This window comes from Lentzea guizhouensis (assembly GCF_001701025.1).
GTDB classification, from domain to species: domain Bacteria; phylum Actinomycetota; class Actinomycetes; order Mycobacteriales; family Pseudonocardiaceae; genus Lentzea; species Lentzea guizhouensis.
The window spans coordinates 9,912,104-9,937,645 of the sequence record NZ_CP016793.1 but is presented as its reverse complement, the minus strand read 5'-3'; the positions used below and the strand labels follow the sequence as shown (position 1 = coordinate 9,937,645).

General features: G+C 70.0%; 2 protein-coding genes and 2 pseudogenes. All 4 read left to right on the top strand.

Features of this window, described 5'->3' with window-relative positions:
- Positions 1 to 73 precede the first annotated feature (73 nt).
- Positions 74 to 11,131, top strand: a complete 11,058-nt coding sequence (locus BBK82_RS56130; RefSeq protein ID WP_065920690.1) for a type I polyketide synthase — start codon at positions 74 to 76, stop codon at positions 11,129 to 11,131.
- A 19-nt stretch (positions 11,132 to 11,150) separates the two neighbouring features.
- Positions 11,151 to 13,679 (top strand): annotated as a pseudogene (locus BBK82_RS57265) (acyltransferase domain-containing protein); the annotation flags it as partial.
- Between the two features lie 270 nt (positions 13,680 to 13,949).
- Positions 13,950 to 16,599: pseudogene (locus BBK82_RS57260) on the top strand (type I polyketide synthase); the annotation flags it as partial.
- Positions 16,600 to 16,885: 286 nt separating this feature from the next.
- Entirely contained in the window at positions 16,886 to 25,528 is an 8,643-nt protein-coding gene (locus BBK82_RS56125) for a type I polyketide synthase (protein WP_065920687.1), read from the top strand.
- Positions 25,529 to 25,542: the final 14 nt, after the last annotated feature.

Below are 25,542 nucleotides of genomic sequence, written 5' to 3'. Positions count from 1 at the left end.
GGTGCTTGGGAGCAGACCTCGGGCATGACCGCGGCGATGTCCGACGCCGACCTGCAGCGCATCCCGCTCCGGCATGCCGCCGCTGACCGTCGCCGAGGGTCTCGCGCTGTTCGACGCCGGTGCCGCGAGCTCCGACGCGTTCCTGCTGCCGCTGCGACTGGATCTCGCCGCACTGCGCGCTCTGGGCTCACCGCCACCGTTGCTGCGCGGCCTCATCAAGACGCCGAAGCGCCGTGCCGCTGCTTCTTCGCTTGCCGCGGAAGGCCTTGTCGCTTCACTCGCACGGTTTGACGCCGACGGGCGCTTGGAGGCGTTACTCGACCTGGTCGCCGCTGAGGTCGCCGCCGTGCTCGGTCACGGCAGCGCGTCCGAAGTGGACCGCACGCGGACGTTCCAGGGCTTGGGTTTCGACTCGCTGACCGCCGTGGAGCTGCGCAACCGCCTGACCGCGTCGACCGGGATCCGCCTGCCCGCGACGCTGATCTTCGACTACCCGACCGCGGGCGCCCTGGCCTCCTTCCTCCTGGACGAGCTGTTCGGCGCCGATGTCGCCGTGCCGGAGTCGGTGGTCGCCGTCTCCGACGACGACCCGATCGTGATCGTCGGCATGGCCTGCCACTACCCAGGCGGTGTCTCGTCGCCGGAAGACCTGTGGCGCTTGGTCTTCGAGGAACGCGACGGCATCACGGGCTTCCCCGCCAACCGCGGCTGGGACCTCGACTTCCTTTATGACCCGGATCCCGACGCCGCCGGCAAGACGCATGTCATGCATGGCGGGTTCCTGCACGACGCCCCGTCGTTCGACCCGGACTTCTTCGGCATGTCCCCGCGCGAGGCGCTCGCCACGGACGTGCAGCACCGCCTGCTGCTGCAGACCGCTTGGGAGGCCTTCGAACGCGCAGGCATCAATCCCGGTTCGCAGCGTGGTTCCAAGACCGGTGTCTTCGCCGGTGTGATGTCCAACGACTACTCGACATTGGTGTCCGACGACATCTTCGAGGGCTATCAGGGCACCGGCACCGCGCAGAGTGTGCTGTCCGGTCGTGTCGCCTACACCTTCGGTCTTGAGGGTCCCGCGGTCACGGTCGACACCGCGTGCTCTTCTTCTTTGGTCGCGTTGCACCTTGCTTCTTCCGCTCTGCGCAACGGTGAATGCTCGCTGGCGTTGGCCGGTGGTGTGACCGTCATGTCGACGCCCGGCTCTTTCGTCGCCTTCTCCAAGCAGCGCGGCCTGGCGATGGACGGCCGCTGCAAGTCGTTCGCCGACGCCGCCGATGGCACCGGTTGGGGTGAGGGCGTCGGTCTGCTGGTGCTCGAACGCCAGTCCGACGCTGTCCGCAACGGTCATCGCGTCTTGGCTGTCGTGCGCGGTTCCGCGGTGAACCAGGACGGTGCCTCGAACGGCCTGACCGCTCCCAACGGCCCTTCGCAGCAACGGGTGATCCGGTCGGCTCTGGCTTCTGCCGGCCTGTCGGTCGCCGATGTCGACGTGGTGGAGGCACACGGCACCGGCACGACCCTCGGTGACCCGATCGAGGCTCAGGCGCTGTTGGCGGTGTACGGCCAGGAACGCCCCGCGCCGCTGCTGCTCGGTTCCATCAAGTCGAACATCGGCCACACGCAGGCCGCTGCCGGTGTCGCCGGCATCATCAAGATGGTCCACGCGATGCAGCACGGCGTCGTCCCCGCAACACTGCACGTCGACCAGCCTTCAACCCACATCGACTGGTCGGCCGGCGACGTCTCGCTGGTGACCACCGCAACCTCGTGGCCCGTGGCCTCCCGCCCCCGCCGCGCCGGCGTCTCGTCCTTCGGCGTCTCCGGCACCAACGCCCACGTGATCTTGGAAGCGCCGGGCACGGGGATCCCCCCGTTTTCCAGCGTACCGATCGAAACCACAGCTCAGACGGCCTCACCGGAATCTGTGGACAACTCGGCGCCTGTGGACAACCCGGCCGTTGTCGATCTTCCCGACGGCGTTTCCTCGGTGCCCCGTGCGACGATTGGAGTGGGGACCTCGGTCTCCCCCGGAGGGGGCCAGTCGGGATCGATTCCGACGCCGTGGCTGGTGTCGGCGAAGTCGGCGGCGGCGCTGGCGCAGCAAGTTGAGCGAATCAAGGCGTGGCCGGGGGACGCGGCGGACATCGCGTACTCGTTGCTGACCACGCGCGCGTTGTTCGACCACCGGGCCGTGGTGCTTGATGGCGAGGTAGTGGCCAGTGGCGCTGCGAAGGCGGGGAGCCTGGCGTTTCTGTTCAGCGGGCAGGGGTCGCAGCGGGTCGGGATGGGGCGCGAGCTGTTCGAGGCGTTCCCGGTGTTCGCGGAGGCGCTGGACGGCGTGCTGCTCCACCTCGACCCCGCGGTGCGCGAGGTCATGTGGGGCGACGACCAGGAGCGGCTGAACCAGACCGGGTACACGCAGCCGGCGCTGTTCGCGTTCCAGGTGGCGCTGTACCGGCTGTTCGAGTCCTACGGCGTGACGCCGGACCACATCGCCGGGCACTCCATCGGCGAGATCGCGGCTGCGCACGTTGCTGGGGTGTTCTCTCTTGAGGACGCGTGTCAGCTCGTGAACGCGCGCGCGTCGCTGATGCAGGCACTGCCGAGTGGTGGCGCCATGGTGTCCGTGGTCGCGTCTGAGAAGAAGGTGCGCGAGCACCTGACCGATGGCGTGTCCATCGCTGTCGTCAACGGGCCGCGATCCGTGGTGATCGCGGGCGTCGAAGAGGAAGTGCTGGCAGTCGCCGCGCGGTGGAAGAACAAGCGGTTGAAGGTGTCGCACGCGTTCCACTCGCCGTTGATGGAGCCGATGCTGGAGGACTTCCGCGAGGCGATCAGCGGCATCGAGTTCCGCGCGCCGAGCATCGCGATGTCGACGTCCGGAGAGCCGGACAACGTCGACTACTGGGTGGAACACGTTCGCGGGACCGTGCGCTTCCACGACAACGTGACACGGCTGGGTGACGCCAAGTTCCTGGAGATCGGGCCTGACGGCGTGCTGTCCGCGTTGGTGGACGGCTGTGTACCTGCGGTTCGGCGCAATGTTGACGAAATCAAGTCAATGTTGACTGCATTGAGTCGCCTCAATGTTGACGGCGTCAATGTTGATTGGAACAAGTTCTGTCAACATGGCCGCAAGGTCGACCTGCCGACGTACGCGTTCGAGCAGCAGCGGTTCTGGCCGGAGGTGTCGACGCGGTCGGACGTCCGGTCGGCGGGGCTCGGCGCGGTGGAGCACCCGTTGCTCAGCGCGGCCGTCGAGCTCGCCGGGGGAGAGGGTCTGCTGTTCACGAGCAGGCTGTCGCTGCGCACGCATCCGTGGCTGCGCGACCACTCGCTGCACGGCAAGGTGCTCGTGCCCGGCGCGGCCCTGGTCGAGCTCGCGGTGCGGGCCGCGGACGAGGTGGGCCTCGACCGCGTCGACGAGCTGACGATTGCCGCACCGCTCGTGCTGCCCGAGTCGGGTGCTGTGCAGGTGCAGATCCGGGTCGGCGCGGACGGGGAACGGCGGTCGGTCGCGATCCACAGCCGTCCCGAGGACAGCGACCTGCCGTGGACCGAGCACGCCACCGGCTTCCTGGCCGCGGGCACGCTGACCAGTGACTTCGACGCGACGGCGTGGCCGCCGGACGCCGAAGCAGTAGATGTCGAGGGCATGTACGAGCGGTTCGCGGAGCTCGGGTTCGACTACGGGCACGCGTTCCAAGGGCTGCAGGCCGCCTGGAAGCGCGGTGACCAGGTGTTCGCCGAGGTCGCGCTGCCCGAGGACGTGACGGCGACCGGTTTCGGCATCCACCCTGCGTTGCTGGACGCGGCGCTGCACGCGGTGGCGTTCGCCGACCAGCGGACCGAGGGTGCGGTGCCGTTCTCGTGGGAGAACGTCGCGCTGCACGCGGTGGGGGCCACGGCGCTGCGCGTCCGGCTGACCACCACCGGCGAGAGCTCGATGGAGATCGCCATCGCCGACACGTCCGGTGCGCCGGTGGCGACGGTCGGGTCGCTGGTGACGCGCGCGGTTCAAGCGCAGCAGCTCAGTGCGGCGCAGGACGCGTTGTTCGGGCTGGACTGGGTGCCGATCACGCTCACCGACGCGGTGCCGGCGGCGGTGGTCGTCGAGCACGTGACGTCGGAAGGCTCGCCGGTCGAGGCGGCGCACGCGTTGACCGCGGCCGTGCTCGCGAAGATCCAGGAGTGGGTTGCGGACGAACGTGCGGAGAAGCTCGTTTTCGTGACGCGGCAGGGTGATCTGGGCGCGTCGGCGGTGTGGGGCCTGGTGCGGGCAGCGCAGTCGGAGCACCCCGAGCGGTTCGCGTTGATCGAGACCGACGGTGACGTGCCGGACGCGGCGCTGGCCAGTGCCGAACCGCAGCTGCGGTTGCGGGGCGGCGAGGCGTTCGTGCCGCGCATCGCCCGGATCGCGGCGCCCGTCGACCGCGTGGTGCTCGAAGGACCCGTGCTGGTCACCGGCGGCACCGGTGGTCTTGGTCAGGTCATCGCACGGCATCTTGTTGCAACGCATGGTGTTCGCCAGCTGGTGCTGGTCAGCCGGCGCGGTGAGACGCCGGACTGGGTTGCGTCGCTGGACGCGTCGGTCACGGTCGTGGCGTGTGATGTCGCTGACCGGCATGCTGTCGAGAATCTTTTTGCTGGGCGCGAGATTCGGTCCATTGTGCACACGGCCGGCGTGCTGGACGACGGTGTGGTCGAGTCGCTCACGCCCGAGCGCGTGTCGAACGTGTTGCGGCCCAAGGTCGACGCGGCGTGGAACCTGCACGAGCTTGCTGGTGACGTGTCGGCGTTCGTCGTCTACTCCTCCGGCGCCGGCATCTTCGGTTCGTCCGGTCAGGCCAACTACGCGGCGGGCAACACGTTCCTCGACGCGCTGATCGAACACCGGCGTGCGGCGGGTCTGCCGGGTGTGTCGCTGGCGTGGGGTGCGTGGGCCGAGACCGGCATGCTGTCCGGCGCCGACGCCGAGCGGCTCGCCAAGTCCGGCATGCCGCCGATCACGCCCGCCGAGGGCGTCGAGCTCTTCGACGCGGCACTGGCTTCGGGTTCCGGACTGGTGCTGCCGCTGCGGATCGACCTGCCGGTGTTCCGGGCGCGCGGTGAGGTTCCGGCGGTGCTGCGTGGCCTCGTGAAGGTGCGGGCACGTCGTGCTGCCGCGTCTGGCACGTCGTCGTCGCTGGTGCAGAGGCTCGCCGGGCTCGACGCTGATGGCCGCTTGGAAGCACTGCTCGACCTCGTGCGCGCCGAAGTCGGCGTCGTCCTCGGGCACAGCGGCGGCGAGACGATCGATCCGACGCGTGCGTTCCAGTCGCTCGGATTCGACTCGTTGACCGCTGTGGAGCTGCGCAACCGGCTCGGTGAGGTCACCGGGCTGCGGCTGCCGGCGACGTTGACGTTCGACTACCCGACCTCGGCGGTGCTGGCCGGCTTCCTGCGGGACGAGCTGTTCGGGGCAGCCGGTGACATCGCCCCGGTGTCCATCACGTCCACTTCGGACGATCCGATCGTGATCGTCGGGATGGCCTGCCGCTTCCCCGATGGCGTGTCGTCACCGGAGGACCTGTGGCAGCTGGTGTCCGACGGTGTTGACGCGATCACGGAGTTCCCGGTCAACCGCGGCTGGGACGTCGACGGCATCTACCACCCCGACCCCGACCACGCGGGTACGACGTACTCGATCTCCGGCGGCTTCCTGCACGACGCGGGCGAGTTCGACCCGGCGTTCTTCGGCATGTCGCCGCGGGAGGCGCTCGCGACCGACTCGCAGCAGCGGTTGTTGCTGGAGACGACCTGGGAGGCGTTGGAACGGGCGGGTATCGACCCGGGCTCGTTGCGCGGCAGCTCGACTGGTGTGTTCACCGGTGTCATGTACAACGACTACGCGTCCATTCTGGACGGTGGCGAGTTCGAAGGGCACCAGGGCCAGGGTAGTGCGGGCAGCATCGCGTCGGGCCGTATTTCGTACACGTTCGGGTTCGAGGGGCCGGCCGTCACCGTCGACACCGCGTGTTCTTCTTCGCTGGTCGCGCTGCACCTCGCTTCCTCCGCGCTGCGTTCGGGGGAGTGCTCGCTGGTGGTGGCCGGTGGTGTGACGGTGATGTCCACGCCGCACACGTACGTCGAGTTCTCCCGCCAGCGCGGGCTTTCGGCCGACGGGCGCTGCAAGGCGTTCTCCGACGACGCGGACGGCACCGGCTGGGGTGAGGGTGTCGGTCTGCTGGTGCTGGAACGGCAGTCGGATGCTGTGCGCAACGGGCATCGCGTGCTGGCGGTGGTGCGCGGTTCGGCGGTGAACCAGGATGGTGCTTCGAATGGCCTGACCGCGCCGAACGGCCCGTCGCAGCAGAGGGTGATCCGTGCTGCTCTGGCTTCTGCTGGGCTGTCGCCGGCTGATGTCGACGCGGTCGAGGCGCACGGCACCGCGACCAGGCTCGGGGACCCGATCGAAGCGCAGGCACTGCTCGCGGTGTACGGGCAGGATCGGCCTGAGCCGCTGTACCTCGGCTCGGTCAAGTCGAACATCGGTCACACGCAGGCCGCCGCCGGTGTCGCGGGCATCATCAAAATGGTGCAGGCGCTGCAGCACGGCGTTCTGCCGCAGACCCTGCACGTCGGCACCCCGACCACGCAGGTGGACTGGGAGTCCGGCGCCGTCGAGGTGCTGACCTCTGCGCGCTCCTGGCCCGCGGTGTCTCGCCCGCGTCGTGCCGGTGTTTCGTCGTTCGGCGTGTCGGGCACGAACGCGCACGTGATCCTGGAGGCCGCTGCCGATCTTGATGTTCCGGCTGCTCCGGAATTGTCAGACCTGCCTGAGATGATTGGAGTGGGGACTTCGCGTCCCCCCATGGGGGCCCCGCTGCTTGTTTCGGCGAAGTCCTCCGCTTCGCTGCGCGCTCAGGTCGAACGGATCAAGGCGCTGGTGGCGAGCGGGGCCGACGCGAACGACGTCGGGTACTCGCTGGCGACCACGCGGGCGTTGTTCGAGCACCGGGCGGTGGTGCTGGACGGTGAGGTCGTCGCCGAAGGGGTGGCGGCCGGGAAGCCGCTGGCGGTGCTGTTCTCCGGGCAGGGGTCGCAGCGGATCGGGGCCGGGCGGGAGCTGTACGAGGCGTTCCCGGTGTTCGCGGAGGCGCTCGACGCGGCGCTGGTCAACCTCGACCCCGCCGTGCGCGAGGTCATGTGGGGTGAGGACGCCGAGGCGCTGAACCAGACGGGCGTCGCACAGCCGGCGATCTTCGCGGTCGAGGTGGCGCTGTACCGGCTGGTCGAGTCGTTCGGGGTGCGGCCGGACCACCTGGTCGGGCACTCGATCGGTGAGATCGCCGCTGCGCATGTCGCCGGTGTGCTCAGCCTGGAGGACGCGTGCCAGCTCGTCACGGCGCGGGCGGCGTTGATGCAGGCGTTGCCGGCGGGTGGCGCGATGGTGTCGGTGATCGCGTCCGAAGAAGAAGTGCTGCCGCATTTGACTGATGGCGTGTCGATTGCTGCCGTCAACGGACCGCGCACGGTTGTGATCGCTGGCGTCGAAGAAGAAGTGCTCGCGGTGGCGGCGCGGTGGAAGAGCAAGCGGCTGAAGGTGTCGCACGCGTTCCACTCGCCGTTGATGGAGCCGATGCTGACCGACTTCCGCGAGGCGATCAGCGACATCCGGTTCGGGCAGCCGCAGGTTCCGATCAGTGCGTCGGGCGATGTCACGACCGTCGACTACTGGGTGAACCACGTCCGGGACGCGGTTCGGTTCCACGAGAACGTCACGCGACTGGGTGACGTTGTGCTGCTGGAGGTCGGGCCGGACGCGCAGCTGAGCTCGATGGTGGACGGCTCGACGGCGACGTTGAGGCGTGACCGCGGTGAAGTCACGTCAATGTTGATTGCACTCAGTCAAGTACATGTTGACGGGATCAATGTTGACTTGACGCAGCTGTACACAGGTGGACGAAAGGTTGATCTGCCCACCTACGCGTTGGACCACCAGATGTTCTGGCCGAAGCCGATGCGCAAGCCCGGTGACGTCGGGGCACTCGGGCTCACGCGGGTCGAGCACCCGTTGCTCGGCGCCGCGGTCGACGTGGCGAGCTCGGACGGCTACCTGTTCACGTCGCGGCTGTCGCTGAGCACGCACCCGTGGCTCGCGGACCACACGGTGTTCGGGCAGGTGCTGCTGCCGGGCACGGCGTTCCTGGAGTTGGCGCTGCGGGCCGGGGACGAGGTCGGGCTCGACCGCGTCGACGAGCTCACCCTGGCGGCACCGCTGGTGCTGCCCGAGCAGGGCGCGCTGCGGGTTCAGGTCGCGGTCGGCGTCGAGGAGAACGGGCGACGCGCGGTCGAGGTGTTCTCGCGGCCGGACGGCGAAGACGTGCCGTGGACGCAGCACGCGACCGGGTTCCTGGCGAGCGGTGTGGTGACCGACGACTTCGACGCGACGGTGTGGCCGCCGAACGCGGAAGCTGTGGACGTCGAGGGTGCTTACGAGCGGTTCGCGGAGAACGGGTTCGAGTACGGGCCGCTGTTCCAGGGGCTGCGGGCCGTGTGGCGCGCGGGCGACGAGGTGTTCGCCGAGGTCGTGCTGCCGGAAGAGGCGGCTGGTTACGGTGTCCATCCCGCGTTGCTCGACGCGGTACTGCACGCCGGCGGGTTCTTCGACGGGGTCGAGGCGGGGCTGCCGTTCTCGTGGGAGAACGTGTCGCTGCACGCCACGGGCGCGTCGGCGGTCCGGGTTCGGCTGCGCCGTGACGGCGGCGCGTGGGTGATCGCCGTCGCGGACACTACTGGTGCGCCGGTGGCGACGATCGGGTCGCTGGTGACGCGGGCGGTTGCGGCGGAGCAGGTCAGCGGGGTGGAGCGCGACTCGTTGTTCCGGCTCGAGTGGGTGCCGGTCACGTTGCCGAGTGCCGGTGCGGCCGCGGTGGTCGTCGAGGAGTTCGTCGGTGACGGCGACGTCGTTGCGCAGACGCATGCGCTGGCGGCTCGCGCGTTGGAGTTGGTGCAGCGCTGGATCGCTGAGGAGCGGGCTGGGCGGCTGGTGTTCGTGACGCGCCAGGACGACCTGGCCGCGAGCGCGGTGCACGGCCTGGTCAGGGCCGCGCAGAACGAGCACCCCGGCCGGTTCACGCTCATCGACACCGATGGCGAGGTGTCCGAGCAGGTTCTCGCGATCGACGAACCGCAGCTGCGCGTGCGCGGCGAGCAGGTCTTCGCGGCGCGGCTCGCGCGTGCCGAGGCGTCGGCGCGCGGCGAGTTCACCGGGCCGGTGTTGATCACCGGTGGTACCGGGGGACTTGGGCGCATGGTCGCGAAGCACCTCGTTGAACGGTACGGCGTCAAGGAACTCGTGTTGGTCAGCCGCACCGGCAAGGCCGACGTGTCCGATGTGGACGCCAAGGTCGCCGTGGTGGCGTGCGATGTGAGTGACCGCAAGGCGTTGCAGAAGGTGCTGAAGAAGCACAAGGTCCGCAGCGTCGTGCACACCGCGGGTGTGCTGGACGACGGCGTGGTCGAGTCGCTGACGCCGGAGCGGCTGGCTTCCGTGTTGCGACCGAAGGTCGATGCGGCCTGGAACCTGCACGAGCTCACCAAGAACCTCGACAACTTCGTCATCTTCTCCAGCGCTGCCGGTACGTTCGGTGCCGCTGGACAGGCGAACTACGCGGCGGGCAACGCGTTCCTCGACGCGTTGGCACAACACCGCCGCTCGCTCGGGTTGCCCGCTGTCTCGCTCGCGTGGGGTGCGTGGGACCAGACCGGCATGCTGTCGGAGGCCGACGCCGAACGCATGGCGCGCGGCGGCACTCCGCCGTTGACCGTCGAGCAGGGGCTGGCGTTGTTCGACGCGGCAATCGCGGGCGAGGACGCGGTGTTGTTGCCGTTGCGCCTGGACCTCGCGACGCTGCGCGGGCACGACGAGATCCGTCCGTTGCTGCGCGGTCTGGTCCGGACGCGGGCTCGGCGGGTTGCGCAGGCGGATTCCGGGTTGGTACAGCGGCTCACGGCGTTGGCTCCGGAAGCGCGGCTGGCGGCGTTGCTCGAGCTGGTGCGCACCGAGGTCGCCGCGGTGCTGGGACATGACGGTGTCGCCGCGGTGGATCCGGCGAAGGCGTTCCAGGATCTCGGGTTCGACTCGCTGACCGCGGTCGACCTCCGCAACCGGCTGAACGGTGTGACCGGGTTGCGGCTGCCGAGCACGTTGATCTTCGACTACCCGACGGCTGCCGTGCTGGCCGCGTACCTGCGCGACGAGCTGTTCGGTGCCGACGACGTGGTGTCGCTGCCCGCGTTGACGTCCACTTCGGACGATCCGATCGTGATCGTCGGCATGGCCTGCCGCTATCCCGGTGGGGTGGCGACGCCGGAGCAGCTGTGGGAGCTGGTGGTCGACGGGCGGGATGCGATCAGCGAGTTCCCGGACAACCGCGGCTGGGACCTCGACTCGCTCTACCACCCGGACCCGGACCACATCGGTACGTCGTACACGAAGTCCGGTGGGTTCCTGCACGACGCCGACCTGTTCGACCCGGAGTTCTTCGGGATGTCGCCGCGCGAGGCGGTGTCGACGGACGCGCAGCAGCGGTTGTTGCTGGAGACGTCGTGGGAGGCGTTGGAGCGGGCGGGCATCGATCCCATGGCGTTGAAGGGCAGCTCGACCGGTGTGTTCGCCGGTGTCATGTACAACGACTACTCGCTGCTGCTGGAGGGCGACTCCGAGGGGTACCAGACGACCGGTGGGTCGCCTTCGGTGGTGTCTGGGCGTGTGTCCTACACGTTCGGTTTCGAGGGACCGGCGGTCACTCTCGACACGGCGTGCTCGTCGTCGTTGGTGGCAATGCATTGGGCTATGCAGGCTCTGCGCGCGGGTGAGTGTTCGTTGGCGCTTGCCGGTGGTGTGACGGTGTTGGCGTCGCCGGGTGCGTTCATCGGGTTCTCACGGCAGCGCGGGTTGTCGCCGGATGGTCGTTGTAAGGCGTTCTCGGACTCGGCTGATGGTGTTGGTTGGGCCGAGGGTGTCGGTGTGGTCGTGTTGGAGCGTCTGTCGGATGCGCGGCGTCTGGGGCATGACGTGCTTGCGGTCGTGCGTGGTTCGGCGGTCAACCAGGACGGTGCTTCCAACGGGCTGACGGCGCCTTAACGGGCCATCGCAGCAGCGGGTGATTCGGCAGGCGTTGGCGTCGGCGGGTCTTTCCAGTGCGGACGTCGATGTGATCGAGGCGCACGGCACGGGCACGTCGTTGGGTGACCCGATCGAGGCGCAGGCGCTGCTGGCGACCTATGGGCAGGACCGTCCTTCGCCGCTGTTGCTCGGTTCGATCAAGTCGAACATCGGGCACACGCAGGCTGCGGCGGGTGTCGCCGGGGTCATCAAGATGGTGCAGGCGTTGCGGCACGGGGTGGTGCCGCAGACGCTGCACGTCGACCGGCCGTCGTCGCACGTCGACTGGGAGGCCGGCTCGGTCCAGCTGTTGACTGGCAACACTTCCTGGCCTGCGGTCGCGCGGCCGCGGCGGGCTGGTGTGTCGTCCTTCGGCGTCTCGGGGACGAACGCGCACGTGATCTTGGAGGCGCCAGGCTCGGGGATCCCCCCGTTTTCCAGCGTACCGGCTGGAAGTGCTGGTCACGGGGCTGGCGTGGGATCTGTGGACAACTCGGCGGCTGTGGACAGGTCGGCGGTTGTGGATCTTGGCGGCGCTGGTTCGTCGGGGACGGGTGAGACGATTGGAGTGGGGACTTCGCGTCCCCCCTTGGGGGCCCCGCTGGTTGTTTCGGCGAAGTCCTCGGCTTCGCTGCGCGCTCAGGTCGAGCGGATCAAGGCGGTCGTGGCGGGTGGGGCCGATGTGAACGACGTCGGGTTCTCGTTGCTGAAGCGGTCGCGGTTCGAGCACCGGGCGGTGGTGTGGAACGGCGTTGAGCTGGCCAGCGGGGTGGTGAGCGGGAAGCCGCTCGCGGTGGTGTTCAGCGGGCAGGGGTCGCAGCGGCTGGGGATGGGGCGTGAGCTCTACGAGCGGTTCCCGGTGTTCGCGGAGGCGTTGGACGCGGTGCTGGTGCACCTCGACCCGGCGGTGCGGGAGGTCATGTGGGGTGAGGACGCGGAGGCGCTGAACCAGACGGGGGTTGCGCAGCCGGCGATCTTCGCGGTCGAGGTGGCGCTGTACCGGATGATCGAAGCGTTCGGGGTTGAAGTTGCCCAGCTTGCAGGGCACTCGATCGGTGAGATCGCGGCGGCGCATGTTGCCGGGGTGCTGAGCCTGGAGGATGCGTGTCTCTTGGTCACGGCGCGGGCGGCGTTGATGCAGGCGTTGCCGGCGGGTGGCGCGATGGTGTCGGTGGTGGCGTCCGAAGAGGACGTTCGTCAGCACCTCACGGATGGGGTGGCTGTTGCGGCGGTCAACGGGCCGCGGTCGGTGGTGATCGCGGGTGCTGAGGATGAAGTGCTCCGGCTTGCGGAGCGGTGGAAGAGCAAGAGGCTGAAGGTCAGCCATGCGTTCCACTCGCCGTTGATGGAGCCGATGCTCGACGACTTCCGCGAGGCGATCAGCGAGGTCCGGTTCAGCGAGCCGCGGATTCCGATCAGTGCGTCGGGCGACGTCACGACGGTCGAGTACTGGGTGAACCACGTGCGGGATGTGGTGCGGTTCCACGAGAACGTCACGCGGTTGGGTGATGTGACGTTGTTGGAGCTGGGGCCTGATGCTCAGTTGACGGCGATGGTTGACGGGTTGATTCCGACGTTGACGCGGGTCAAGTCTGATGTTGAGTCAATGTTGACTGCACTCAGTCGTGTACACATCAGCGGAATCAACGTTGACTGGATGCCGTTCTACGCGGGCGGCACGAGGATCGAGCTGCCCACCTACCCGTTCAACCGGCGGCGGTACTGGCCGTCGGGTGCGGGCAGGCCGTCGGACGCGTCCGGGTTGGGGCTGGTCAGCGTCGCGCACCCGTTGCTGGGGGCGGCGGTGGAGCTGGCCGGGGGCGAAGGCGTCGTGTTCAGCAGCCGGATGTCGCTGAGCACGCACCGGTGGCTGGCCGACCACGTGATCATGGGGCGCACGTTGGTGCCGGCATCGGTGCTGGTCGAACTGGCGATGAGGGCGGCGGACGAGGTCGGGCTGGACCGGGTCGACGACCTCACGCTGGCCGCGCCGCTCGTGCTGCCCGAGCGCGGTGCGGTGCAGGTGCAGCTCAAGGTCGGTGCCGAGCAGAGCGGGCGGCGGCAGTACTCGATCCACTCGCGGCCGGAGGACGTGCCGGACGCGCCGTGGACGCAGCACGCGAGCGGGTTCCTGGCTGCTGGGGAGCAGGTTGCGGCGTTCGACGCGACCGTGTGGCCGCCGGCCGGTGCGGTGGAGATGGACCACGAGGGCTGCTACGAGCGGTTCGCGGACGTCGGGTTCGCTTACGGGCCGGCGTTTCAGAACCTCAGGGGCGCGTGGCGGGTCGGCGGCGAGATCTATGCCGAGCTGGCGTTGCCCGAAGGGGTCGACGGGAGCGCTTACGGGCTGCACCCGGCTTTGCTCGACGCGGCGCTGCACGCGGCGTTGCTGGACGAGACGCTCGACGCCGGGTTGCCGTTCTCGTGGGAGGGCGTGTCGCTGCACGCCACCGGTGCGAGCGAGGTCAGGGTCAGGCTGACCCGCGACGAGGCCGGGATGCGCCGCACGATCGCGCTGGCGGACGTGACCGGTGCGCCGGTCGCCACGGTCGAGGCCGTGGTGGTGCGGGCGGTCGACGTCGGGCAGCTCGGCGAGAGCAGTCAGGAGCTGTTCGGGCTGGAGTGGGTGCGGGTCACGCACGAGGACGTGGCGGCGCCGGAGTCGGTCGCGGTGCTCGGGCCGGACGTGCTCGAGCTCGGGTTCGACGTGGTCAGCGAGCTCGCGGACACCGACGCCGGGCTGGTCCTGGTGCCGGTGGTGGGTGGTGAGGACGTGCTCGGCGGCGTCCACGGGACCACCGCGCGGGTGCTGGGGCTGGTCCAGGAGTGGATCGGCAGCGGCCGCGACGGGCGGCTCACGGTCGTCACGCGCGGTGCGACCACGGGCGACGACCTCGGGGCCGCGGCGGTGTGGGGGCTGGTGCGGTCGGCGCAGTCCGAGCACCCGGGCCGGTTCGGGTTGATCGACCTGTGTGGTGACGACCTGTCCACCGCGATGGTGTCGGTGGCGTTCGGGGTCGACGAGCCGCAGCTGGTCGTGCGCGACGGCGAGGTGCTGGCGGCGCGGCTGGCTCGGGTGGCCGGTGAGGCCGAGGTCCGGTGGGAGGGCGAGGTCCTCGTCACCGGTGGAACCGGCGGGCTGGGGTACGTCGTCGCGAAGCACCTGGTCGAGGAGCACGGGGTCCGCGAGCTGCTGCTGGTCAGCAGGCGTGGTGTGGCGGACACGGCGGAGCTGGAGGCGTTGGGGGCGCGGGTCACGGTCGCGGCGTGTGACGTGACCGATCGGGACGCCGTTGCGGAGCTGCTCGCGCGGCATGAGGTCCGGGGCGTTGTGCACGCGGCCGGTGTGCTCGACGACGGTGTGGTCGAGTCACTGACGCTAGACCGTCTAACGAACGTTATGAGGCCGAAGGTCGATGCTGCTTGGCACCTGCACGAGCTGACGAGCGACCTGACGGCGTTCGTGGTGTTCTCGTCGGCTGCCGGGGTGTTCGGCAACGCCGGTCAGGCCAACTACGCGGCGGGCAACGCGTTCCTCGACGCGCTGGCTGCTCACCGCAAGGCGCGCGGGTTGCCGGCCACGTCGATGGCGTGGGGGGTGTGGTCCGAGGTCAGCGGCATGACCGGTGAGCTGACCGAGGCCGAGGCCGCGCGGATGACCGCCGCCGGCATGCCGCCGATCACGCGGCAGGCCGGGCTGGAGCTGTTCGACACGGCGGTGGCGAGCGGGGCGGCGCTGACGGTTCCGGTGCGGCTCGACCTCGCGACGCTGCGGGCACGCGGCGCGGTGGCGCCGTTGCTGCAGGGCCTGATCAAGGTCAAGGCACGACGTGCGGCCGCCGGGTCCGCGACGGCGTCCGGGCTGGTGCAGAGGCTCGGGGCGATGGACGTTGCCCAACGGCGCGCGGCGCTCGTGGACCTGGTGCGCACGCAGGTCTCCGCGGTGCTCGGGCACTCGTCGATCGACGCGGTGGACGCGACGCGGGCGTTCCAGGACCTCGGGTTCGACTCGTTGACCGCGGTGGAGCTGCGCAACCAGCTGACCGAGGCGACCGGGTTGCGGCTGCCGGCGACGCTGGTGTTCGACTACCCGACGGCGGTCGCGCTGGCGGACCACCTGCATGCCGAGCTCTTCGGTGCGGTGGATGCGGTGGCCGACCTGCCCGCGCTCGTGTCCACTTCGGACGATCCGATCGTGATCGTCGGCATGGCGTGCCGGTTCCCCGGTGGGGTCACGTCGCCGGAGGAGTTGTGGGAGCTGGTGTTCGAGGGGCGGGACGCGATCACGCCGTTCCCGGCGAACCGCGGCTGGGACCTCGACTCGTTGTTCCACCCGGACCCCGACCACCTCGGCACCTCCTACGCGCGGGCCGGCGGGTTCCTGCACGACGCGGACCTGTTCGACCCGGCGTTCTTCGGGATGTCGCCGCGGGAGGCGCTCGGCACGGACGGGCAGCAGCGCATTCTGCTGGAGACGACGTGGGAGGCGCTGGAGCGGGCGGGCATCGACCCGACGTCGCTGCGCGGGTCGCGGACCGGTGTGTTCGCCGGTGTCATGTACTCGGACTACGCGCAGATCCTCGAGGCCGACTCCGAGGGGCACCAGGGTGCCGGTACGTCACCGTCGGTGGTGTCCGGGCGCGTTTCATACACGTTCGGGTTCGAGGGGCCGTCGGTGTCGATCGACACGGCGTGCTCGTCGTCGTTGGTGGCGATGCACCTGGCGGCGCAGGCTCTTCGGGCCGGTGAGTGTTCGCTGGCGCTGGCCGGCGGTGTGACGGTGATGTCGACGCCGGGTGCGTTCGTCGGGTTCTCGCGTCAGCGCGGGCTGGCGGAGGACGGGCGGTGCAAGGCGTTCTCGGACTCGGCGGACGGTGTCGGCTGGTCGGAGGGCGTCGGGTTGCTGGTGCTGGAGCGGCAGTCGGACGCGGTGCGCAACGGGCACACCGTGCTGGCGGTGCTGCGCGGGGTCGGCGATCAACCAGGACGGTGCGTCGAACGGCTTGACGGCGCCGAACGGGCCGTCGCAGCAGCGGGTGATCCGGCAGGCGCTGGCTTCGGCCGGTCTGTCGGTGGCCGATGTCGATGCGGTGGAGGCGCACGGCACGGGCACGACGCTGGGTGACCCGATCGAGGCGCAGGCGTTGCTGGCGACGTACGGGCAGGACCGGTCGGTGCCGTTGCTGCTCGGTGGGGTCAAGTCGAACATCGGGCACGCGCAGGCCGCGGCGGGTGTCGCGGGTGTGATCAAGATGGTCCAGGCGATGCGGCACGGTGTGGTGCCGCCGACGCTGCACGTCACGTCGCCGTCGTCGCACGTCGACTGGTCGGAGGGCGCGGTTTCGCTGGTGACGGAGGCGACGCCGTGGCCTGCGGTGGAGCGGCCGCGGCGGGCTGGTGTGTCGTCGTTCGGGCTGTCCGGGACGAACGCGCACGTGATCTTGGAGGCGCCGGCGCGCCGGATTGTCAGACCTGCCTGAGATGATTGGATGGGGGGTGGATCCCCCCAGGGGGCCTGCGAATCGGAATCGATTCCGTGGCTGTGTCGGCGCGGTTGCGGCGGCGACGCAGGTCGAGTCGGGCGGCGGACGGCAGCGCGCTGACATCGGGTACTCGCTGCTGGACCAGCGGATGCGTTCGAGCACCGGGCCGTGTGCTGGACGGCGAGATCGCGCGCGGCGGGCGGCGCACCGCTGGCGTGTTGTTCTCCGGACAGGGGCGCAACGACTCGGGATGGGACGCGAGCTGTACGCGCGGTTCCCCGTGTTCGCGGAGGCGCTCGACGGTGTGTTGCAGTACCTGGATCCCGCGGTGCGCGAGGTCATGTGGGGTGAGGACGCGGAGGCGCTGAACCAGACGGGGGTTGCGCAGCCGGCGATCTTCGCTGTCGAGGTGGCGCTGCACCGGTTGGTCGAGTCGTGGGGAGTGCGAGCCGAGCAGGTGGCGGGGCACTCGATCGGAGAGATCGCGGCGGCGCACGTGGCCGGTGTGCTGAGCCTGGAGGACGCGTGCCTGCTGGTGACGGCGCGGTCGGCGCTCATGCAGGCGTTGCCGGAGGGCGGCGCGATGGTGTCGGTCGTTGCGTCCGAGGAAGAAGTGTTGCCGCATCTGAGCGGGAACGTGTCGGTGGCGGCGGTCAACGGGCCGCAGTCGGTGGTGATCGCGGGCGACGAAGAAGAAGTGTTCGCCATCGCGCAGAGGTGGAAGAGCAAGCGGCTGAAGGTGTCGCACGCGTTCCACTCGCCGTTGATGGAGCCGATGCTGGACGACTTCCGCGAGTCACTCGCGGAGATCACGTTGCGCCAGCCGGAGATTCCGGTTGTTGCGAGCGGTGACGTCACGACGGTCGAGTACTGGGTGAACCACGTGCGGGATGCGGTGCGGTTCGCGGAGAACGTGCGGCGGCTGCGGCAGAACGGGGCCACGACGTTCCTGGAGATCGGGCCGGACGGGGTGCTGTCCGCGCTCGTCGAGGACGCGGTTCCGGTGCTGCGCAAGGACAAGGACGAGGCGACGGCGGCGCTGACGGCGTTGGCGCGGTTGCACGTCGACGGTGTGCGGGTTGACTGGAGCGGGTTCTGCGCGGGTGGCAGGAAGATCGACCTGCCCACCTACGCGTTCGACCACCAGCGGTACTGGCCGGCGGTGCGGATCGGTGGTGACGACGCGTCCGGGATCGGCATGGTCGCGGTCGGGCATCCGTTGCTGATCGCCGCGGCGGAACTCGCTGACGGGGAAGGGTTCCTGTTCACGAGCAGGCTGGCACTGCGCACGCATCCGTGGCTGGGCAACCACGTGGTCTCCGGGCGCGTGATGGTGCCCGGTGCGGCGCTCGTGGAGCTCGCGATGCGGGCGGGTGACGAGGTCGGGTGCGACCGGCTGGAGGAGCTGACGTTGTCGGCGCCGGTCGTGCTGCCGGAGCACGGCGGGCTGGCGTTGCAGATGAAGGTGTCGGCGGGCGAGGAGCGGCGGACGTTCACCATCCACGCGCGGCCGGACGAGGTGGCGGACGCGCCGTGGACGCAGGTCGTCAGCGGTGTGCTGGCCAAGGGGGAGCAGCGGGTCGAGTTCGACGTGCCGGTGTGGCCGCCGAACGCCGATGCGGTCGACGTCGAGGGTTGTTACGAGAGGTTCGCGGAAGCTGGATTCGCTTACAGCGGCCTGTTCCGGGGGCTGCGGGCGGCGTGGCGTGACGGTGACACCACCTATGCCGAGGTCGCGTTGCCGGACGACGTGAACGTCAAGCCGTTCGGGTTGCACCCGGCGTTGCTGGACGCTGCGCTGCACGCCTCGTTGCTGGACGAGAGCGGGCAGGCCGGGCTGCCGTTCGCATGGGAGAACGTGTCGTTGCACGCGACCGGCGCGACGGCGTTGCGGGTCAAGATGACGCGCGACGGCAACGGACTGCGGATCGCGGTGGCCGACCCGGCGGGCAACCCGGTGGCCTCGGTCGAGTCGCTGGTCATGCGGGCGGTCGCGGCGGAGAAGCCGGAGCTGGACGCGTTGTTCGCGGTGCGGTGGACGCCGGTCGCGGTGCCGGCGGAGACGACCAGGACGGTCGGTGTGCTCGGGCCGGACGAGTTCGGGCTCGGGCAGGTTCCCGCGGCGGACGCGGACGTCGTGCTGGCGGCCGTGGGCGGGGAGCAGGACGCCGAGTCGGTTCGTGCTGCCACCCACCGGGCGCTGGAACTGGTGCAGGAGTGGGTTCGCGAGGACCGCGACGGGCGGCTGGTGTTCGTCACGCGCGGTGCGGTCGAGGGTGACGACCTGGCCGGTGCGGCGGTGTGGGGACTGGTGCGGACCGCGCAGACCGAGCACCCCGACCGGTTCGGGTTGGTCGACGTGGACGGTGGGGAGCTGGTACCCGCGGCGCTGGAGCTCGACGAGCCGCAGCTGGCGATCCGCGGTGGCAAGGTGCGTGCGGCGCGGCTCGGGCGGGCACAGGGGTCTTCCGGTGCGGTGTGGGAGAGTCCGGTGCTGATCACCGGCGGTACCGGTGGGCTGGGCCGGATCGTGGCGCGGCACCTGGTCGAGACGCACGGCGTGACCTCGCTGGTGCTGGTCAGCCGCAGCGGTCAGGGTGACGTGAGCGAGCTGGAAGCGTTGGGGGCACGAGTCTCCGTCGTGGCATGTGACGTCGCGGACCGGGCGGCGTTGGCAGAGGTGTTGCAGCGGCACGAGGTTCGAGGTGTTGTGCACGCGGCGGGTGTGCTGGACGACGGGGTGATCGAGTCGCTCACGCCGGCGCGCGTTGACGCGGTGCTGCGGGCGAAGGTCGATGCGGCGTTGAACCTGCATGAGCTTGCTGCTGACGTTTCGCAGTTCGTGTTGTTCTCGTCGGCGGCAGGGGTGTTCGGCAACGCCGGGCAGGGCAACTACGCGGCGGGCAATGCGTTCCTCGACGCGCTGGCGGCTCGTCGGCGGGCGAGCGGCCTGCCGGGTGTGTCGCTGGCGTGGGGCGCTTGGGACACCGGGATGTTGTCGGCCGAGGACGCGGAACGGATGCAGCGCTCGGGGATGCCGGCGATCTCGGCCGAGCTCGGGTTGCGGTTGTTCGACGCGGCGGTCGGTGGCGAGGACGCGGCGGTCGTGCCGGTGCGGCTGGACCTGGGCGTGCTGAAGAGCGGCGATGTGAAGCCGTTGCTGCGCGGGCTGATCCGGGTGAAGGCGCGGCGCAAGGTCGCGGGGTCGGAGACGGCGTCCGGACTGGTGCTGCGACTGTCCGGGTTGGACGCTGCAGGGCAGCTGGATGCGTTGGTGGAACTGGTGCGCGGTGAGGTCGCGGCCGTGCTCGGGTACGACACCGTGCTGGCGGTCGATCCGACGCGGGCGTTCCAGGAGCTCGGGTTCGACTCGCTGACGGCGGTCGAGCTGCGCAACCGGCTCACGGCGGTGACCGGGTTGAAACTGCCGGCCACGGTGGTGTTCGACTACCCGTCGACCGCGCAGCTGGCCGGGTACGTGCGGGACGAGCTGCTCGGAGCGGTGTCGGACGTGTCGGACCTGCCCGCGCTGGTGTCCACTTCGGACGACCCGATCGTCATCGTGGGCATGGCCTGCCGGTATCCCGGTGGGGTCACGTCGCCGGAAGAGCTGTGGGAGCTGGTGTTCGACGGACGGGACGCGATCACGCCGTTCCCGACGAACCGCGGCTGGGACCTGGACACGTTGTTCCACCCGGACCCCGACCACCCCGGCACGTCGTACGTGCGGGCTGGTGGCTTCTTGCACGACGCGGACCAGTTCGACCCGGAGTTCTTCGGGATGTCGCCGCGCGAGGCGGTCGCCACGGACTCACAGCAGCGACTCATGCTGGAGACGGCGTGGGAGGCGTTGGAACGTGCGGGCATTGCGCCGGCATCGTTGCGTGGCAGCTCAACGGGTGTGTTCGCCGGTGTGATGTACAACGACTACGGCGCGCGGCTCGGCGGCGGTGAGTTCGAGGGCTTCCAGGGCTCCGGCACCTCTCCGTCCATCGTGTCCGGACGTGTCTCCTACACGCTGGGCCTGGAAGGTCCCGCGGTCACGGTCGACACGGCGTGCTCGTCGTCGTTGGTGGCGTTGCACTGGGCTATGCAGGCTCTACGCGCGGGTGAGTGTTCGTTGGCGCTGGCCGGTGGTGTGACGGTCATGTCGACGCCGGGGTCGTTCGTCGGGTTCTCGCGGCAGCGTGGGTTGTCGGAGGACGGGCGTTGCAAGGCCTTCTCGGATTCGGCTGATGGTGTTGGTTGGTCTGAGGGTGTGGGTCTGCTCGTGTTGGAGCGTCTGTCTGATGCACGGCGTCTGGGGCATGACGTGCTTGCGGTCGTGCGTGGGTCTGCGATCAACCAGGACGGTGCTTCCAACGGGTTGACGGCGCCTAACGGGCCGTCGCAGCAGAGGGTGATTCGTCAGGCGTTGGCGTCTGCTGGGTTGGCTGCTGCTGATGTGGACGCTGTTGAGGCTCATGGCACAGGTACTTCTTTGGGCGATCCCATCGAGGCGCAGGCGTTGATGGCGGTGTACGGGCAGGAGCGATCCGTGCCGCTGCTGTTGGGCGGTATCAAGTCGAACATCGGTCACACGCAGGCGGCGGCGGGTGTCGCGGGCATCATCAAGATGGTGCAGGCGATGCGGCACGGGGTTCTGCCGCGGACGTTGCACGCGGAGACGCCGTCCACGCACGTCGACTGGAGCGAGGGTGCGGTGTCGCTGGTGCAGGAGAACACCGCGTGGCCGGCGGTGGGGCGGGCGCGGCGGGCGGCGGTGTCGTCGTTCGGGATCTCGGGGACGAACGCGCACGTGATCTTGGAGGCTCCGGGTGGGCCGGAATTGTCGGTGGTGCCTGAGATGATTGGGATGGGGGGTGGATCCCCCCAGGGGGCCGGTGAGTCGGTATCGATTCCGAGGGGCGACGCCGGGTCTGATGGGGTCGAGCGTGGTGAGGCTGGCCGTGACGGGGCCGGGAGTGACGGAGCCAGGCGTGACAGGGCTGGCCGCGGCGGGACCGGGCGTGATGGGGCCGAGCATGGCGGGGCCGGACGCGGTAAGGCCGGGAGCGGTGAGGCCGGGCTTGGCGGAGCCGGAGGTGTTGAGGCTGGCCAAGGCGGCGCTGGCCAAGGCGGGGCCGGAAGCGGTGAGGCCGGGCGTGACGGAGGCGGGCGTGGTGCGCTGGTGCCGTGGGTGGTGTCGGCGCGGTCCGAAGCCGCGCTGGAAGGCCAGGTCGAGCGCATCAAGGCGTGGCCCGGCGACGCGGCGGACGTGGCGTACTCGTTGCTGACGAGCAGGACGATGTTCGACCACCGGGCCGTCGTGTTGGGCGGTGAGGTGGTGGCGCGTGGGCAGGTGGCGCGCAAGCCTGTGGCGTTCCTGTTCAGCGGGCAGGGGGCGCAGCGGATCGGGATGGGCAAGGAGCTGTACGAGGCCTATCCGGTGTTTGCGACGGCCCTCGACGAGGCGCTGCAGCACCTGGACCCGGCGTTGCGCGAGGTGATGTGGGGGGAGGACGCGGAGAAGCTCGACCAGACCGGGTTCGCGCAGCCTGCGTTGTTCGCGGTGGAGACAGCGTTGTACCGGTTGGTCGAGAGCTTCGGGGTGAAGCCGGACAAGGTGGCGGGGCACTCGATCGGTGAGGTTGCGGCGGCGCACGTGGCCGGGGTGCTGAGCCTGGAGGACGCGTGCTTGCTGATCACGGCGCGGGCCGCGTTGATGCAGGCGTTGCCGAGCGGTGGGGCCATGGTGTCGGTGATCGCGTCCGAAGAGGAAGTGACGCCGTACCTGACCGGGAACGTGTCGATCGCGGCGATCAACGGGCCGCGGACCGTGGTGCTGGCCGGTGAGGAGGACGAGGTCCTCAAGATCGCGAAGCAGTGGAAGTACCGGCAGCTCAAGGTGAGTCACGCGTTCCACTCGCCGTTGATGGAGCCGGTGCTCGAAGACTTCCGGGAGGCGATCGGCGGGATCACGTTCACCGAGCCGCGGATCGGGATGAGTGCGGCCGGGGACGTCACGAGCGTCGACTACTGGGTGAACCACGTGCGGGATGCGGTGCGGTTCCACGACAACGTCACGGCGCTCGGCGACTGCACGTTCGTGGAGATCGGGCCGGACGCGGCGCTCACGCCACTTGTCGACGGAGCGATTCCCACGACGAAGAGGAACGCCGACGAGCAACGAACCGTGCTCACGGCATTGGGGCAGCTGCAGGTTCACGGTGTTGACGTCGACTGGACGCCGTTGCTCGGCAACGCCAAGAAGATCGCGCTGCCCACCTACGCGTTCCGGCGGCAGTCGTACTGGCCGAAGGTCGTGGAGAGCCGTGGTGACGTCAAGGCCGCGGGGCTCGGCAGTGTCGGGCACCCGTTGCTCGGGGCGGCGGTGCAGCTGGCCGGGCAGGACGGGTACCTGTTCACCAGCCGGATCTCGCTCCGGACGCACCGGTGGCTCGCCGACCACGTGATCATGGGCCGGACGTTGGTGCCCGGTGCGGCGCTGGTGGAGGTGGCGCTCAGGGCGGCGGAGGAGCTCGGGCTCGACACGCTCGACGAGCTCACGATCGCGGCGCCGGTGATGTTGCCCGAGCAGGGCGGTGTTCAGGTGCAGGTCGCGGTCGGTGCCGAGGACAACGGCCGGCGCGCGGTCACGATCTACAGCCGGCCGGAGGACACCGACCTGCCCTGGACCGAGAACGCCAGCGGCACCCTCAGCACGACGGACGCCACCGGTGAGCGGCTCGAGGGCTGGCCGCAGGGGGAGCCGGTCGAGCTCGGCGGGGTCTACGACCGGTTCGCCGAGATCGGGTTCGCCTACGGGGAGGCGTTCCAGGGGCTGCGCGCCGCGTGGCGGCACGACGGCGCGGTGCACGCGGAGGTCGCGCTGCCGGTGGAGGCCGGGGAGTTCGGCATCCACCCGGCGTTGCTCGACGCCGCCCTGCACACCGCGCTCCTGCAGGAGGGTGACGGCGCGGCCGGGTTGCCGTTCAGCTGGGAGGGCGTGAAGATCCACGCCACCGGGGCGACGGCCGCCAGGGTCAGGACGACCAGGGACGACAGCGGGGCGCTGCACATCGTCATCGCCGACCCGCGGGGCAACCCGGTCGCCGAGGTCCGGTCGCTGGTCGTCCGCCCGATCAGCACCGAGCAGCTCGACGACACCAGGGACGCGCTCTTCACGCTGAACTGGACGAAGATCACCGCGAACGAGCCGGTCAAGGCGGTCGCCATCACCGGTGAGGACCACTTCGGGCTGCGGGACCACCTCGTCGTCGACGACGCCGCCGGCACGGTCCTCGTCCAGGTCAGGACCGGCGCGGACGTCGTCACCGCCACCCACACCGCGACCGCCGGAGCACTCGCCACCATCCAGGAGTGGGTCACCGGCGACGAGAACGCACGGCTCTGGTTCGTCACGAGGAACGCCACCGGCGACCGGCCCGACCCGGCCAGCGCCGCCGTCTGGGGCCTCGTCAGGACCGCGCAGTCCGAGCACCCCGGCGCGTTCGGGCTGCTCGACCTCGACGACCTGCCCAGCAGCCGAGCGGTCGTCGCCCACGCCCTCAACGCCGGCGAGCCGCAGGTCGTCCTCCGCGACGGCGAGGTCCTCGGTGGTCGCCTGATGAGGGCGGAACGAAAGGACGGTGTGCTCGACTGGCAGGAGCCGGTGCTCATCACCGGCGGCACGGGCGGGCTCGGCCGGATCGTCGCCAGGCACCTCGTCGAGCACCACGGTGTGCGCGACCTGCTGCTGGTGAGCCGCACCGGCCAGGCCGACGTCCCCGACCTCGAGGCGGGAGGTGCGACCGTGACCGTGGCGGCCTGCGACGTCAGCGACCGCGCCGCGCTCGCCGAGCTCGTCGGCACCCACCGGCCGAAGACGATCGTCCACGCGGCCGGTGTGCTCGACGACGCCACCGTCGAGGCGTTGACCGCCGAGCGCCTGGCGGAGGTGCTCAAGCCCAAGGTCGACGCCGCCTGGCACCTGCACGAGCTGGCACCGGAGGCGAACCTCGTCCTGTTCGGCAGCGTCGCCGGCACGTTCGGCAACGCCGGGCAGGCGAACTACGCGGCGGCCAACGCGTTCCTCGACGCACTCGCCGCACACCGCAAGGCGCGCGGCCACGAGGCGACCTCGCTCGCCTGGGGCGCTTGGGACACCGGCATGCTCAGCGCCCAGGACGCGGAACGCATGGCCCGCTCCGGCATGCCGGCCATCACCGAGGCACTCGGCACCACCCTGCTCGACGAGGCACTGCGGACCGGCGCCGCCGCGACCGTCCCGGTCCGGCTCGACTTCTCCGTGCTGCGCAACCAGAACGAGATCGCGCCACTGCTGCGCGCCCTCGTGCGGGCCAGGTCGAAGAAGGCGGTCGCCGGCCAGGAGACCGCCGACTCGCTGGTCAATCGCCTCACCGCGCTCACCGACCAGGGCCGCGCCGACGCGCTGCTCGACCTGGTGCGCGGCCAGGTCGCCGACGTGCTCGGCCACGCCGAGGGCGAGGTCGTCGAGGAGGACCGCCAGTTCCAGGACCTCGGCTTCGACTCCCTCACCGCGGTCGAGCTGCGCAACCGGCTCGGCGCGGCCACCGGGCTGCGGCTCCCGGCCACGCTGGTGTTCGACTACCCGACCCCGGCCGACCTGGTGGCGCACCTCAAGGACGAGCTGCTCGCCGACGCGCCGGAGGCCGGACTGCCCGCCGTGCTGGCCGACCTCGACGCGTTCGAGAAGGCGCTGACCGCGGCGAGCGTCACCGACGCACTGCACCAGCAGATCGCCGGCCGCCTCGACGTCCTGCGCACGAGGTGGGCGTCGCTGCGCCACCACGACCAGCCGGAGACGGACTTCGAGACGGCCTCCGACGACGAGATGTTCGCGCTGCTCGACGAAGAGCTCGGTCTCTAGCACCCTCAGGAGGG

What these genes read in the sequence shown, in the direction of transcription:
- BBK82_RS56125 (WP_065920687.1), top strand. Translation starts at nt 16,886, where the DNA reads ATGGGACGCGAGCTGTACGCGCGGTTCCCCGTGTTCGCGGAGGCGCTC.
- BBK82_RS56130 (WP_065920690.1), top strand. Translation starts at nt 74, where the DNA reads ATGCCGCCGCTGACCGTCGCCGAGGGTCTCGCGCTGTTCGACGCCGGT.